The following is a 14,069-nucleotide window of genomic DNA, read 5'->3' as shown; positions in this document are numbered from 1 at the left end:
TGCCCTCATGTTTAGTTCTTCATTCTTACTGTTTATCTTGAAAAAAGGCAGCAACTTGCTCGTCTGTCACCTCTTCAAGTGAGGATGGGCTCCATTTTGGAGAGCGGTCTTTATCAACAAGAACTGAGCGGACCCCTTCATAAAAGTCATGACATTCCATAAAATTCATCGCCAAGTTCATTTCCATATCAAAACATTCTTGCAACGATTTCTGCTTTCCTTTCTGCAGTTGGCGAAGCGTCACTTTTAGCGATGTCGGCGATTTAGACAACATGACCGCCAATGTTTGCTCTGCCCATTTATCCCCTTGTTTCGCCGCTTCTTCAAGCGATGCTACAATCGCCTCAATTGTATGAAATTGAAAATGCTGATCAATCTGGTCATGGCGAAGAGATGGTGATATAGACGGTGTACTAAACGGTTGTAAGAGTGCATCAAGCTCTTGTTTTGCTGAATCCAACAACCATATTTTTTCTTCTAACGCTTGTTTAATCGCACTCCAGTCTTTAGTTTCTATATAATAATCCGCTGCACGAGCATACAATACATCTTCCGCTTTAATGACAGATGCGGTTAAGGCAAGATAATAGCCAAGATAGCCAGGCATTTGATTTAAAAAGTAGCTCGCTCCAACATCTGGGAAGAAGCCAATGTTCATTTCAGGCATGGCCCACTTCGTCGTTTCTGTCACAAGACGATGAGACGCACCAATCGACAGGCCGACTCCACCGCCCATAACAATGCCGTTCATATATACGACAACTGGCTTTGGATAGTGATGAATCTCATAATCCATCGGGTACTCCGTTGAAAAAAACTGGTGCGCATATGCTTTTGCCCCATTTTCTTTTAAATCATAAAATGCGCGCATATCACCGCCAGCACATAGCCCTTTTTCCCCTTCACCATATATACAGACAAGCGCAATTTGCTCATCGTCCTTCCATTCTTGCAGTTGCTGATACATCGCTTCGACCATCTCTGCATTTAAGGAATTTAATGCTTGTGGCCGGTTAAGCTTAATCCAGCCAATCCCATTCTGAGATTCCGTTACAACACTTACTTTCGTAAGCATCCTCATCACCGCCTTACTTGTTTTTCAAAAAGAACGACTGCGGCTTCAAAAGATGAAGCCGCATGTTTCTCATTACTGATCTTTAAAGACCGCTTTTCGCTTTTCAATAAAAGCATTAACTCCTTCTTTCATGTCTTCCGTTATAAACAGCTTTGCCCAAAGGTCTGCTTCTATTGCTAAACCTTCTTCAAGCGTTGTCTCCATTCCTTTATTGACTGCCTCAATTGTTGCAGCAACAGATGGCTGACTTTTATTAAGAGCAATCGCTTCAGCAAGCTTTTTCGCTTCGTCCATTAGTTCCGCAAGAGGCACCGATTTATTAACTAGTCCAATACGTTCTGCCTCTTTTCCATCAATAAATTGACCGGTCAGAATTAATTCGAGCGACTTCGCCTTATTTGTTAAACGAGCTAACCGTTGTGTACCGCCAAATCCAGGAATAAGCCCTAAATTTAGTTCTGGCTGTCCAAGCTTGGCTTCATCTGCCGCAATACGCATATGGCAGCACATCGCCAACTCCAGTCCTCCGCCTAAGCATGCACCGTTAATCACCGCAATGACCGGCTTTGTCAGTTGCTCAATTTTATTGAAAACAGCTTGTGCATTCACAGAAAGAGCTTTCCCTTTTTCTTCACTATCAAATGCTGGTACGAATTCTTTAATATCAGCACCTGCTACAAAAAACTTTCCTTCACCTGTCAGAACAATGGCCTTAATTTCTGGTGTATTCGCTGCATAATCAATGCATTCCGATAAACCATTTACCGTCTCTGAGCTCATCGCATTAGCCGGCGGGTTATTAATCGAAATGTAGGCAACACGATTTTCCACCTTTAATTGAATATTTTTAAATTCTTTCACTGTCGTCATTTCCATTTCTCCTTCACTCCATTTCTTTATTGATTAAAATAAAATCCCAGCATCTATAAGCTTAGCTAATCAGCATTCCTTTTTCAAGTGTCTTGCGTTTCTGCACGGATGCGAGCACATCAAGAGCAACGACTCCTTTTCCTTGTGGACGAACGTAGAGTGGGTTAATTTCAAATTCAACAATGTCTTCATAATGCTTTTCTGCCATATCCCCCATTTTTACAATGGCATCAATTAACGTGTTCAAATCAAGCGGAGGCTTGCCGCGATATCCGTTCACATGTTTCCATAAAGCGTGGATGCTTTCAACCATTTTTCTCGCCTTTTCTGTTGTAATGGGCGGGACAGCCAGCACGACGTCTTTCAGCAACTCCGTATAGATTCCTCCTAATCCAAAGAGAACAATTGGACCGTAGCGGGGATCGGTTTTATAAGAAAGAATGGTTTCAAAGCCTTCATGAATCATCGCCTGCACAAGATAATGCGGTGATTGCAAATGAGCCATTTCATTCCAAGCCGCTTCCAACTCTTTTGCATTTTGAAGGTTTAATGCCACACCACCGACATCTGACTTATGAGCAAGCCCTTGGGCCTTTAATACGACTGGATAACCGATGCTTTCTGAAAAAGCAATCGCTTCCTCCAAGCTATCCACTGCTTTTTCAGGCGGTGACATAAATCCGTTCTCTTCCAAAAGTTCTCTCCCCTCTTCGTCATGAAGCAGGATAGGTGGTGTATGAAAAGTCGCATCATTAATCGGATAAATTGGTGTTTCATCCTTCTTCGCCAAAAATTCCGTGTATTGAAACAACGCTCGGCATGCTGCTAATGCATTGCGTGTACCTTGTATCGCTGGAATTCCCGCTTCATCCAAAATCGTGAGGACGCGCGGATCAAAATCGGTTTGGATATGTGTTAAATATAAAAGCGGTTTGTTCGTCTGTTTCCTTAATTCAGCAAGATTTTTGGCCGGTGTGCCTGTAAAATCAAACTCATGGTCACCTTGACCAATTGGTGCATCAATCGCAACAGACACAATTCCAATATTCGGGTCTTTCACAAACTGTTCTAAACATATTTTAGAAACTTCTGAAAATTCTTTTTTGCTTTTCCCCCAAGCATCCATTGGATTAGAGAACGGCGCAAGCTCTGGAAGAACCGCCTGCAGTTCCTGCTTGGTGACCGCTGATAACTCTGCTAACTCAACACCCGCTTCTTCTGCTAGGTCAAGCAGTAAACTAGCCTGTCCGCCTGATACTGTCATGGCAGCTAATGTGTGCTGTTTTGGGAGGTATGGATATGAAAGCATTTGAGCCGCCGCTGCCGCTTCATCAAGATCATTGACGAAAATGACGCCATGCTCTTCCAACACAAGTTTTTCAATCGTATAGTTCCCTGCAAGCGCTCCGGAATGAGCATGTGCCATTGCCGATGACTTTTCTGTTTTACCGACCTTTAGCGCAATCACTGGCTTGCGGTACTCCCTACAAACTTGAAGCGCTTTCAAAAAATGTTCTTGATCGCGAATCCCTTCAATATACAGTACAATCACGGATGTTGCCGGATCTTTTGCTAATATTTTAATATAATCCCCCATTTTTAAATCTGCTTCGTTTCCAGTAGAATAAATTCGGCTTAAGCCAAGACGAGAAGCAAGAAAAGCATCGATGACCGAACCGCTCTGCGATACAATGGAAACGGACCCTTTCCGAAGCAGGCGCATCGGTCGATGTAGTGTGCCAATGTATGGGGTGAAGGAATTGTGCATATTTACATACCCCATGCAGTTTGGTCCGACAATTCTAATGCCTGTTTTCGCTGCTTCTTCCAAAATGGCATCTTGAATTTCTTTCCCTTCTGGACCACTTTCCCCATAGCCGCCCCCTGGAATAATGACAATTTTTGCGCCAATTTTTCCTGCATTTCGGACGACATCTAGCATTAACTGCGGATTCACAACGCCAACTACAGCATCAACCGGCTTTTCAATCTCCAACAGTGTGTTGTAGCACTTCATGCCATTTAATTGCTCATACTTCGGATTCACTAGAAAAATATCACCGTGAAAGGCAAATTGTTTCAAATTGTCCAGCATAACTTGGCAGGCAAACCGGTAGTTTGCCCCAACAATAGCGATTGATTGAACGGGCTGTAATAAAACGTTAAGCTCTTGCTCGTTCATATTTACACCTCTTTTCTCATTCCATTTTTCATCATGAAGAAGGATTATTTTTAAATATTTAGAATATTTATAATTGAATTATATTCGGGCATTAAATGTAAGTCAATAAAAATTTTGACTGGTCATTATTTTTTATTTTACATGTTGCCACCCAATTAAGGAAACTTCCATCGGTGAAAGATTTTTTTATTTTATCTGGTCAGTTTTTTTATGTATAATAGACGTAAAAGGATTGGTGATAATCATGAGCTCTAAAGCGGAAGAGCGACGAAAACAAGTGTTGCGTGCGGCCTTTCAAGCGGTATCGGAAAAAGGTTTTCATAACGTAACCCTTCAAGATATTGCCGACTATGCAGATGTAAGCAAAGGCGTGACAAGCTATTATTTTGATAATAAAGAAGATGTTTTTTGCCACCTGCTTGCGTGGATAACCGAAAAAATCTATAAAAATGAATATGCAGCCATCAGTAAAGAAGAAACGGCGCTTCATAAACTTCGCGCCTATGTTCATGCCGTCTTTACAAGTCCGGCTGATAATCGAAAATTTTATCGTGTCTACCTTGAATTTTTAGCTCAAGCGACCCACAATGAACAATTCCGAAAAATTAACGATCAATTTTACGAAAACTGCTGGTCATTAGGCAGGGAAATTATTGAACTTGGTCAGAAGGAAGGCATTTTCGCAGATGTGGATGTAGACAAAGCAGCGTATGCGATTCGTGCATTAATTGACGGCTCGCTTATTCAATGGCTCATGCGAAATAATGACGACCTGCACAGCTTTTACCGGGACAACTGTTTTGAAACAATTGCCAACTATTTAACAAATCAAAACGCTGAAACTGCTTTTATCGCTGAATGAAAACACACTCTACACTTGAATGATTCGCGGCAGTGTTACCCGTTCCTTCAAGCGTAGAGTGTTCATTAATTTTCACTTTTACCACTTCCTCTCATATATGTTTGAAAATTTTAGTGCCTGCTCTCCAACTACTCTGTTCATTTCTCACAATACCCTCATTAAAATCCAATCTTTTCCTTTAGTCAATGATATTCATTGAAAAATTTCATCATACTTAAAAAGTATTTCATACGTTGAAATCATTTTGGAAAATCGTTATGTTCCTGTTTCATGCAAAATGGACCGATTACTGAAACCCATTGTTGGTTTTTCGTAACGGTCCATTTTGCGGAGCTTATCTAATATTCATTTTAAGACACCCTATCTTGCATTCGGAAAAACACGGCGTACTGCTTCGTTAAACTCATCAAAAAGTCCAGTAGCCGGTCTTCCTGTGTCAATATCATTTGCGTAACCATCCATGCGCCCCATAAAATCAGGGTTTGTCGATACATATACATTTCGGATGTTCCCATTGGTTTGCCGCACTGCCTCCGCAATTTCATTTTCCATTCGGCGTGTCAGCGCAGCATTTGGCTGCCCATCAAGCTCTGCAGCGACATACGCATTACGGTCTGTCACAATGACGGTCGCCCGTTCTACCCCTTGTAAACTAGCTACTTTATCTGCAGCTTCATCAGCTTTACTCATAAGTGGTTCATCACGTCGATTAACAAGACCGTCGACATCTCCGTTATTTCGAAGCGGATTATTGATTCCCTCACCGCCGCCTCCGACATTACGAACATTACGTAGTGAACCGTCGACACCGTATCTTCCATTATCATCGGTGGTATATCGGTTATTCTCATTCACAACACGTTCATCGTCGCCGATATATGTGACATTACGCATGTTGTCATTAAGCGCTGTTCGTTCATCTGCCGCATTATCCGTGTTACAACCAGTCAAACTAAGCATCGAAACCGCTCCTGCTGTTAAAACCCATTTATGCAATGATGTCATTTGTCGGCCTCCTTTAAGGGTAATGGCAACACAATTATAGTTTGCAACAGAGACACCGTTTGATGTCATGAAACAAAAGGAAACATAGTTCCCTCTTTTTAGACAGATACTAAAAGAAGTATGAAAAGGAGGCCAATAAACAATGGATCTCGCCAAAGACCTTCTTCTTGTTGCGGGAAGAATCATTACCATTTTGCCACTCTTATTATTTTTAACATTGTATATGGGAAAGCGTTCGATTGGAGAGTTGCCCGTTTTTGATTTTTTGTCCATCCTCACGTTAGGAGCCGTTGTTGGTGCTGACATTGCCGATCCAAAAATTGAGCATATCCATACAATTGTGGCGATGATTCTTATTGCTTTTTTACAAAAAACGGTCGCCAAAAGTAAAATCGCGCACCGAAAAGTGGAAAAAATAGTAACCTTTGAACCGACTGTGGTAATGGAAAATGGGATGTTTCTTTCAGACAACTTAAAGAAAATTCAATACTCCATTGATAACATTCTTGGATTGCTTCGAGAGAAAGATGTGTTTGATATACGGGATGTTCAGCTGGCGATTATTGAGGGAAATGGAAAGCTCTCCATTCTGAAGAAGCCAGAGAAAACGAATGCAAAAGTAGAAGACTTACATACCCCAGCACAAGAGGCAGAAGTAGCGTTTCCCGTCATTGTCGAAGGGGTCATTTATGAAGAAGTATTGGACGTGCTTCAACTCGATGAAACTTGGCTCATGAAGCAATTGGAAAGTCAGCATATTTTATCGGTCAACGATGTATTTTTTGCTTCGATTAACAAACGAAAAGAACTGCACATATGCAAACGGCATTTATCTCTAAGTCATCATCCTCCTTTCTTTCATTAACAAACAAAAAAAGCGGGACCCTACCGTCTCCGCCTTTTTCCTTTACTTTTTATTCAAGCCCTGCTTTTCAATGAATTCCTTCATGTACATTCTTGTCGGGTTTGAAAGCATACTTGCCATTTGCCCTGTCCATGTGTCGCTTCGCTTGCCGCCAGTTCGTTCCGTATAGTAGGCTTGAATCTTATCATTATACTCATGAAGCTGTTGCTGTAATTCCTCTTCGTTTTGGTTGTATGTTTCCTCGTGGTACACATGCTGAAACGGCAGGCGTGGCTTTTTGCTTGATTCATGTAAAGGGTGGCCCACCGTCATGCCAAACAGCGGAACAACACGCTTTGGAATATGTAAAAGCTTTGACACTTCTTCAAGGTGGTTTCGCACCCCCCCGATGTAGCAAATGCCAAGCCCCATTGATTCTGCCGCTACGGCTGCATTTTGAGCAGCAAGTGCGGCATCGATGACCGCCACCATGAATTTTTCTGTACTTTCAATGGAATCCGTAATCTCTTTTCCTTCCATGTTGGCCAACACTTCATGACGAAAGAAATCGGCACAAAAAATGAACAAATGTCCGTTCGTTTCCACATATGGTTGATTTCCTGCAAGTTCAGCAAGTTTCCTCTTCTTTTCCTTATCCTTCACACCGATGATGGAATATGCCTGAATGTAGCTCGAAGTAGAAGCAGCCTGTGCAGACTCGACAAGCGTGCGGATTTCCTCATCCGTCAAAGGCTTATCTTCATACTTTCGAATAGATCGATGGTTCAATAATGTTTCAATAACGTTATTCATCAATTATCCCTCCCCTTTCCATTGTAACCGCATTCAGGCACTCTTTCATATATAATGCTTGCTTTAAGGGGAGTTTTTCATTCATTGTTTTAGCTGCGCGGATTCATATTAAGCAACCTTGTTTTTAAGTCTTGCTCCATCACAACAAGCTCCCGCTCCGCTTCCTGACGTTTCATGCGTCCATCCTGCTGAATTTGAAGTACTTCTTCAAGCGTGCTCAATAAATTTTCTTGCGTGCGCTTCAGCGTTTCAATATCAACAATGCCTCGTTCATTTTCTTTCGCTACATCAATCGTATTTTGTTTCAGCAGTTCCGAGTTTCTCGTTAACAGTTCATTCGTCGTTTTCGACACTTGGCGCTGTGCTTCCATCGTTTTTTTCTGGCGAAGTAAGGTCAAAGCAATGACTACTTGGTTTTTCCATAAAGGAATCGCTGTTAAAATGGAACTTTGTACTTTTTCAACGAGCGTTTGGTTTACCTCTTGAATAAGACGGATTTGCGGCGCGCTTTGGACTGCAATTTGACGGCTCAACTGTAAATCATGCACACGCTTTTCAAGACGGGTAATGAAATGGTTAATGTCATTCACTTCTTGAATGGCCAAATAATCATTCGTATCGGAAGCCTTTTGCTGCAAAGCAGGTAACGTTTCATTTTGCAGTGACTCTAATTTGTATTCAGCCGCTGCAATGTAAATATTGAGCGCATCGTAAAATTGCTTGTTTTTTTCAAATAACTTATCAAGCATTATTAAGTCACGCATTAACGTTTGTCGAGCGCCTTCGAGCTTATCGGCAATTTTGTCAATTTCCACATTAATACTTTGGTACTTCGAAAACATTCCTTGCATCGGCTTCGATAAGGATGAAAATAAACGACCGACAATCCCTTTGCGCTGTTTCGTAAAATCTTCCGGGTTAACTTGATTAATTTTGTGCATAAGTTCTGAAATCGCATCACCAATCGGACCTGTGTCCTTTTTTTGAATATGGTTTAAAACGGAATGTGAAAACTGCGAAAGCTCCGATTGCGCAGCGACCCCGTATTGTAAAATCGCCTGCTGATTTTTATAATCGATTTGTTCCGCCACTTTTCGGGCTTTTTCTTGATACTCTGGGTCCAGGACCTCCCATGTTGACCTTGCTTTCGGCGCTTTCTCTTCCGCTATGACCGGCTGTGGTGTACCAGCAAAAGGATCAACAAGCAATTCATCTAAATAATCTTTTTTGGATTCATTCATCTGTCTCTCTCCCTTTCATCCACCTTTTACTTTATGTGCTGAGAAGTATCCGAAGCATCCGCTGATGATTGATCAAAAGACTGCTTGAACATTTCCCCCTCAATCTCTAAGGTCATTACATCGTTTGATAAACCGTGGAGCAATGTTTGCTGATGAGCTTCTGTCATATCATCCATCAATCGTTCCGCTTCCCGGAGCGCTTCGGTCAATTCAATGCTTCTGACAGGTTGCTTTAATAAAAAGGTATACCGCTCGACAAGCGTTACCGCTGCTGGCAGCTGTTGTGTAAAAAAGGCTTGTACGTCGTTGTATCGTGCTGGTTCTTCTTCCACAACTTTAATGATTCCTTTTGCGACCTTATGAAGTTTCGTAATTTTTACCCATGCTGTCAAGGAAGGCGTTTTATACCGGCATGCCCCAATGGCCGCCGCTTTTTTATTTGCTTCTTTTACTTGATGCTTCACATACGCCAGTTCTTCCCGATATGGATCAACATTGGTCATGCGTTTCCATAAAACACGTGCCATCATCCCAAAAACTGTGACGGTTGGAATACCGATACCAATTAGAACAGATTGAACAAACGAAATATTCAACAAAAAGAAGGAAATAGGAATGGAAACGAAACCGATAAAGCCGCTGAACATCAATAAAAACAAGTTTCGGATTATTTTCATTATGGAATAGTCCTTTCTTTAACTCATATTACCTTTATACCCTCTATGTATGAATACGAATAACCACGACAAAAAGTTTCGACTTATGCAAGTTTCTATTCTCCATTTTAAACCAATCACACTTTGGGTAGTCCTTAACTTCATTGAAAAGGGATATTAAAGCTCCATCTATATAGCATTGAATCCTTTCTATTTCTTAATTTTTACAAAGAGGGCATCCTAAAAGACGGCATAGATTGCTAACCTTTTAAGATGCCCACTAACTCCTAACATTTCAGAAAATGATGGTATTCCTTAGTCAACGGAAGAACATTTTATCTTACTTTAAATTTCCCTAACGTTTGCTGCAATTGTCCGGCTAATTCGGCTAATGAGCTAGCAGAAGCGGAAATTTCTTCTGATGCTGCCGTTTGCTCTTGAGTAGCTGATGAGCTTTCACGGCTGAAATAGACCGCTCTTTCTGCCATTTCTTTTACAGTACCCATTCCCTCGACGATCCGGTTACTGCTTGTATGGATTTGCGCAATGGATGCCGCAGCTTGCTGAACTTCATCAGAAACATTCGCAATGGATGCTTCAATTTGTTTAAAAGATTGATTCACTTTATCTGTATAAACTAACCCTTCTGCTACCCTCTCCGTACTCGCTAAAATGGACGCCTCGGCTTCACCAATTCCATGCTGAATGCTTCGAATCATTTGGCTAATTTGTTCAGAAGAGGTTTTCGATTCATTCGCCAGCTTGCGTACCTCATCAGCCACTACAGCAAAACCTTTCCCCTGTTCCCCCGCTCTTGCTGCTTCAATCGCTGCATTGAGAGCCAGTAAATTCGTTTGCTCGGTTATCGTTGTAATCATTTCGATAATATCACTAATCTCTGCAGACTGTTTCCCTAATCGCTTCATAATAGAAGAGGTTTCTTCCACAGATCCGTTAATCGTCTTCATTTGATTTACGACTTGTACCGTTTGTCCATATCCTGTTTTTGTCACTTGAAGTGCGTCCTCTGACAAAGCAGTCATTACGGTACTGTTTGAATTAATATGGTCAATGGCCGAAGACATCTCGTGAATCGAGCCATCTATGCTCTCGATGTATTGAAGCTGCTTTTCAGCTCCATCTGCCGATTCCTGTGAAAGCTGGGCCACTTGATCAATCGCTGCTACACTTTGCTCTGAACTTGCCGTTAGTTCTTCTGAAGCAGAAGATACGTGCTCGGACGCTTCCTGTACTTGCGTTAAAGTCGTCTTTAAATTATCCACCACAATGTTTAAAGATTGAATCAGCATACCTACTTCATCTTTCTTTTTCACTTTTACTTTTTCTACCGTTAAATCGCCGTCAGCTAATCTTTGTAAAGAATGCGACACGGATTGAATTTGTCTTGAAATCACTCTCGTCATGAAAAGCGCAAGCCCTATACTTAAAAGAGCAAAGACAGAAATAACGATGACCATTTCCAAACTCTTTTCTTTATACATATGGTCAATGGCTTCAGCACTTGTATCGGCATAAGTTTCGTTAAGCTGAGATAAATTGATTACATGGTCTTCAATGATAGTAGCCTGATCATTCAATCGGGCTCCTAGCTCTCCGATATCGCCTGAATCATTATTTGCTTTAAAGTCAGAAATTTCATTTTGAATGCTTCGATATTCGATGATCGCCGTTTGTAATTGTTCAAATAGTTGTTTCTCCTCTTCTGTCGACAGCAATGCTTCATAGTCGTTTAACAATGTATCAAGCAATTCATAGCTGTTCTGAAGTTCATCGGTCCATTCTTGCATTCTTTCTTCGTCGACTGTTAGCTCATTAATTCGGATTGATAATACGTCCGTCTGTGAGACTAAATCTTTCATTAGCAAGACCGTTTGTATAGATGGAAGGTGATCATCCGTCACTTGCTGAATCTCTTGATTAAAATCTTTAAAAATGCTGGAAGATTGCCAGCCAAGAAAGCCCATCATTAATAACATGGAACAAAAACTTAACAATAATTTGTGTCGAATCATTAAAACCATTGGTCCTTCTCCTTACCTTAAATGATTTACTAGTTGAATATAAGAAAGTGTCATCCTTTTTGCTTCCATTAAGAAAACCGGCTTTAAAGAGCTTGAATTAGTAAGAAACTGAAGAAAATCAGTTTGTTTTAATGGCCGGCTGTAGTAATACCCTTGTGCTTCATGGCAATTTTCCTGCTTGAGAAGATGTGCATGATTTTTTGTCTCGACTTCTTCTGCAACCACAAGAAAAAGAATTGTAAACTCATCGCCCCCTTGACGGGACACGATGCCCATTTCTCCAACACATGCCGCTAAGCGCCCGGCTACTAACTGAATAAGCAAATCTCCCTTTTTATGCCCAAGCGTGTCATGCCCATGTTTTATCACCGATTGCTCGAATAGAATAATCTAGTTTGGTGAAATTTTAATGAAATATACCTAGTTTTCATTGAAAGAAGAAATTTTTAATAGGATTGAGGACCTAAGCCTCAAAATAAGTAATAATCCTAGAAAAAACAAAAAAAGCCAGCTGTCAAGATCGCACCGACAACTGGCTTTCAACATATATTTCATTCCCACGATAGAGCTCACACTCCTGCATGGTCACGCTTTTTTATTTACTCATTTACTGACTTCTTCATGAACCCAACTAAAAGGGCTGTGATAATGGACCCAATTAAGATTGCTAAAATGTAGAGAAGAGGGTTTCCATCTACAACTGGAACAACAAACAATCCGCCGTGCGGAGCTGGAAGACCGATGCCAAATACCATCGTTAATGCACCCGCTACAGCTGAACCAATAACGATTGATGGAATAACACGTCCTGGGTCTGCCGCTGCAAACGGAATCGCACCTTCTGTAATGAATGAAGCTCCCATAATGTAGCAAGTTTTTCCTGCTTCTTTTTCTGCTTTTGTAAATTTATTTTTAAACAATGTTGTGGCAATCGCTAACCCTAACGGAGGAACCATACCACCGGCCATAATCGCCGCATGTGGTGCAAAGTTACCTGCATCAATCATCGCAATCCCGAATGTAAAGGCCGCTTTATTAATCGGACCTCCCATGTCGACTGCCATCATTCCACCAAGAATTAATCCTAATAATACTAAGTTTCCTGTACCCATTCCTTTTAACCATGCTGTTAATCCTTCATTTAACGCTTTGACCGGGTCAATAACGACAAACATCATGATTAAACCTGTTAGCAAAATCCCAAATAACGGATAAAGAAGAACCGGCTTAATGCCTTCAAATGACTGTGGAAGACCGTTAAACACTTTTTTCAATCCAAGAACAAGGTAACCGGCAAGGAAACCGGCAATTAATCCGCCTAAAAATCCTGCTCCACCTGTTGCTGCCATAAATCCGCCAACCATACCTGGCGCAAATCCTGGACGATCAGCAATACTCATCGCAATAAATCCTGCAAGAACGGGAATCATTAATCCAAATGCATTACCGCCACCAATGGTCATTAATGCTTCAGCAATTGGATGATAAGATGGATCATTTGGATCGAAGGCTTTAATGCCGAACATGAAGGAAATGGCAATTAAAATCCCCCCGCCGACAACGAACGGAAGCATGTTTGAAACCCCACTCATTAAATGTTTGTAGAAGCCTGTACGTTTTTCTTTTTCTTGACCAGCAGACGAACTGCCTGTTCCTGATCCTTGGTATACTGGGGCATCTTGCTGCAATGCACGATTAATCAGCTCTTCGGATTTACGAATGCCGTCTGCAACTGGAACTTGAATAACATGCTTTCCTTTAAAGCGCTCCATTTCCACTTGCTTATCAGCTGCTACGATGATTGCGACAGCGCTTCCAATTTCTTCCTCCGTTAAAGCATTTTTCACACCTGTTGATCCGTTCGTTTCAACTTTAAGGTCGACGCCCATTTCTTTCGCTTTCGCCTTTAAGGCATCTGCCGCCATATATGTGTGTGCAATGCCTGTCGGACATGCTGTAACAGCTAGTATTTTCCCTTTTGCGCTCGGTTGTGTGGAAGCTTGTTCTTCCCCTTCTTCGTCCCCTTTGTCTTGGCTGTCGATTAATGCTAACACATCTTCTTCTGTCGCCGCTTCCATTAACTGCTGTCTAAAAGATGGGTCCATTAATAAGGTAGAAAGACGGGACAATGTTTCAAGATGGGCATTGTTCGCTCCTTCTGGGGCTGCAATCATGAAAAATAGATGACTTGGCTGTCCGTCTAATGATTCATAATCAACACCTGCTTTTGAACGTCCAAAAGCAAGGGCTGGTGCTTGAACTGCTTTCGTTTTCGCATGTGGAATTGCGATTCCTTCGCCAATTCCCGTCGTGCTTTGTGCTTCACGTGCTAAAATCGCTTTTTTAAACTCTTCTCGATCAGCGAGCTTGCCTGCTCCGTTTAATTGATCGACAAGTTCATCAATAACCGCTTCTTTTGAAGAAGACGCTAAATTTAAAATAATCGTTTCTTTCTTTAAAAGGTCTGTAATTCTCACGG

The 14,069-nt window shown here is 41.5% G+C and carries 12 protein-coding genes and 1 pseudogene; 2 read left to right on the top strand and 11 right to left on the bottom strand.

Annotated features, from left to right (window positions below; genetic code table 11):
• Positions 1–25 precede the first annotated feature (25 nt).
• The 3 genes from ACXAEO_RS06475 to ACXAEO_RS06465 all read right to left on the bottom strand — a co-directional run bounded on the left by ACXAEO_RS06475 (position 26) and on the right by ACXAEO_RS06465 (position 4,127).
• Positions 26–1,075 carry an enoyl-CoA hydratase/isomerase family protein gene (locus tag ACXAEO_RS06475; RefSeq protein ID WP_474879368.1) on the bottom strand — a complete coding sequence of 350 codons (1,050 nt, stop codon included), beginning with the start codon at positions 1,073–1,075 and terminating at the stop codon, positions 26–28.
• A gap of 72 nt (positions 1,076–1,147) precedes the next feature.
• A complete protein-coding gene (locus ACXAEO_RS06470; RefSeq protein WP_474879366.1) occupies positions 1,148–1,945 on the bottom strand; it encodes an enoyl-CoA hydratase in 798 nt (265 codons plus the stop codon).
• 61 nt (positions 1,946–2,006) lie between these two features.
• On the bottom strand, positions 2,007–4,127 hold the full coding sequence (locus ACXAEO_RS06465; protein WP_474879362.1) for an acetate--CoA ligase family protein: 2,121 nt from the start codon (positions 4,125–4,127) through the stop codon (positions 2,007–2,009).
• Positions 4,128–4,371: 244 nt separating this feature from the next.
• On the opposite strand from ACXAEO_RS06465, the gene ACXAEO_RS06460 reads away from it, so the two are divergent.
• Entirely contained in the window at positions 4,372–4,989 is a 618-nt protein-coding gene (locus ACXAEO_RS06460; protein ID WP_474879360.1) for a TetR/AcrR family transcriptional regulator, read from the top strand.
• Positions 4,990–5,349: 360 nt separating this feature from the next.
• On the opposite strand, the gene ACXAEO_RS06455 is transcribed toward ACXAEO_RS06460, so the two are convergent.
• Complete coding sequence (locus ACXAEO_RS06455) at positions 5,350–5,994, bottom strand: YhcN/YlaJ family sporulation lipoprotein (protein WP_474879358.1); 645 nt, start codon at positions 5,992–5,994, stop codon at positions 5,350–5,352.
• A gap of 142 nt (positions 5,995–6,136) precedes the next feature.
• Here ACXAEO_RS06455 and ACXAEO_RS06450 point away from each other — a divergent pair, with 142 nt between their 5' ends.
• Complete coding sequence (locus ACXAEO_RS06450; RefSeq protein ID WP_474879356.1) at positions 6,137–6,859, top strand: DUF421 domain-containing protein; 723 nt, start codon at positions 6,137–6,139, stop codon at positions 6,857–6,859.
• A 42-nt stretch (positions 6,860–6,901) separates the two neighbouring features.
• On the opposite strand, the gene nfsA is transcribed toward ACXAEO_RS06450, so the two are convergent.
• From nfsA to ACXAEO_RS06415, 7 genes and pseudogenes are all read right to left on the bottom strand, one after another.
• Positions 6,902–7,651: an oxygen-insensitive NADPH nitroreductase gene (gene nfsA / locus ACXAEO_RS06445; protein WP_474879354.1), complete on the bottom strand. Its 750-nt coding sequence runs from the start codon at positions 7,649–7,651 to the stop codon at positions 6,902–6,904.
• 89 nt (positions 7,652–7,740) lie between these two features.
• The gene (locus tag ACXAEO_RS06440) at positions 7,741–8,892 is read right to left on the bottom strand and encodes a toxic anion resistance protein (RefSeq protein WP_474879352.1); all 1,152 of its coding nucleotides are present in this window, start codon (positions 8,890–8,892) and stop codon (positions 7,741–7,743) included.
• A 26-nt stretch (positions 8,893–8,918) separates the two neighbouring features.
• A complete protein-coding gene (locus ACXAEO_RS06435) occupies positions 8,919–9,569 on the bottom strand; it encodes a 5-bromo-4-chloroindolyl phosphate hydrolysis family protein (protein WP_474879348.1) in 651 nt (216 codons plus the stop codon).
• A gap of 314 nt (positions 9,570–9,883) precedes the next feature.
• The gene (locus tag ACXAEO_RS06430) at positions 9,884–10,717 is read right to left on the bottom strand and encodes a methyl-accepting chemotaxis protein (protein WP_474883992.1); all 834 of its coding nucleotides are present in this window, start codon (positions 10,715–10,717) and stop codon (positions 9,884–9,886) included.
• A gap of 111 nt (positions 10,718–10,828) precedes the next feature.
• Positions 10,829–11,581: pseudogene (locus tag ACXAEO_RS06425) on the bottom strand (MCP four helix bundle domain-containing protein); the annotation flags it as partial.
• Between the two features lie 21 nt (positions 11,582–11,602).
• On the bottom strand, positions 11,603–11,959 hold the full coding sequence (locus ACXAEO_RS06420) for a diguanylate cyclase domain-containing protein (RefSeq protein WP_474879346.1): 357 nt from the start codon (positions 11,957–11,959) through the stop codon (positions 11,603–11,605).
• A gap of 230 nt (positions 11,960–12,189) precedes the next feature.
• A complete protein-coding gene (locus ACXAEO_RS06415) occupies positions 12,190–14,067 on the bottom strand; it encodes a PTS fructose transporter subunit IIABC (protein ID WP_474879342.1) in 1,878 nt (625 codons plus the stop codon).
• Positions 14,068–14,069 lie beyond the last annotated feature (2 nt).

This window comes from Bacillus sp. ABA4_010 (genome assembly GCF_056159105.1).
Note: the sequence above shows the minus strand (reverse complement) of the source record. Positions and strands in the feature narration are given on the sequence as shown.

What these genes read in the sequence shown, in the direction of transcription:
- ACXAEO_RS06475 (WP_474879368.1), bottom strand. Translation starts at nt 1,075, where the DNA reads ATGCTTACGAAAGTAAGTGTTGTAACGGAATCTCAGAATGGGATTGGC.
- ACXAEO_RS06470 (WP_474879366.1), bottom strand. Translation starts at nt 1,945, where the DNA reads ATGACGACAGTGAAAGAATTTAAAAATATTCAATTAAAGGTGGAAAAT.
- ACXAEO_RS06465 (WP_474879362.1), bottom strand. Translation starts at nt 4,127, where the DNA reads ATGAACGAGCAAGAGCTTAACGTTTTATTACAGCCCGTTCAATCAATC.
- ACXAEO_RS06460 (WP_474879360.1), top strand. Translation starts at nt 4,372, where the DNA reads ATGAGCTCTAAAGCGGAAGAGCGACGAAAACAAGTGTTGCGTGCGGCC.
- ACXAEO_RS06455 (WP_474879358.1), bottom strand. Translation starts at nt 5,994, where the DNA reads ATGACATCATTGCATAAATGGGTTTTAACAGCAGGAGCGGTTTCGATG.
- ACXAEO_RS06450 (WP_474879356.1), top strand. Translation starts at nt 6,137, where the DNA reads ATGGATCTCGCCAAAGACCTTCTTCTTGTTGCGGGAAGAATCATTACC.
- nfsA (WP_474879354.1), bottom strand. Translation starts at nt 7,651, where the DNA reads ATGAATAACGTTATTGAAACATTATTGAACCATCGATCTATTCGAAAG.
- ACXAEO_RS06440 (WP_474879352.1), bottom strand. Translation starts at nt 8,892, where the DNA reads ATGAATGAATCCAAAAAAGATTATTTAGATGAATTGCTTGTTGATCCT.
- ACXAEO_RS06435 (WP_474879348.1), bottom strand. Translation starts at nt 9,569, where the DNA reads ATGAAAATAATCCGAAACTTGTTTTTATTGATGTTCAGCGGCTTTATC.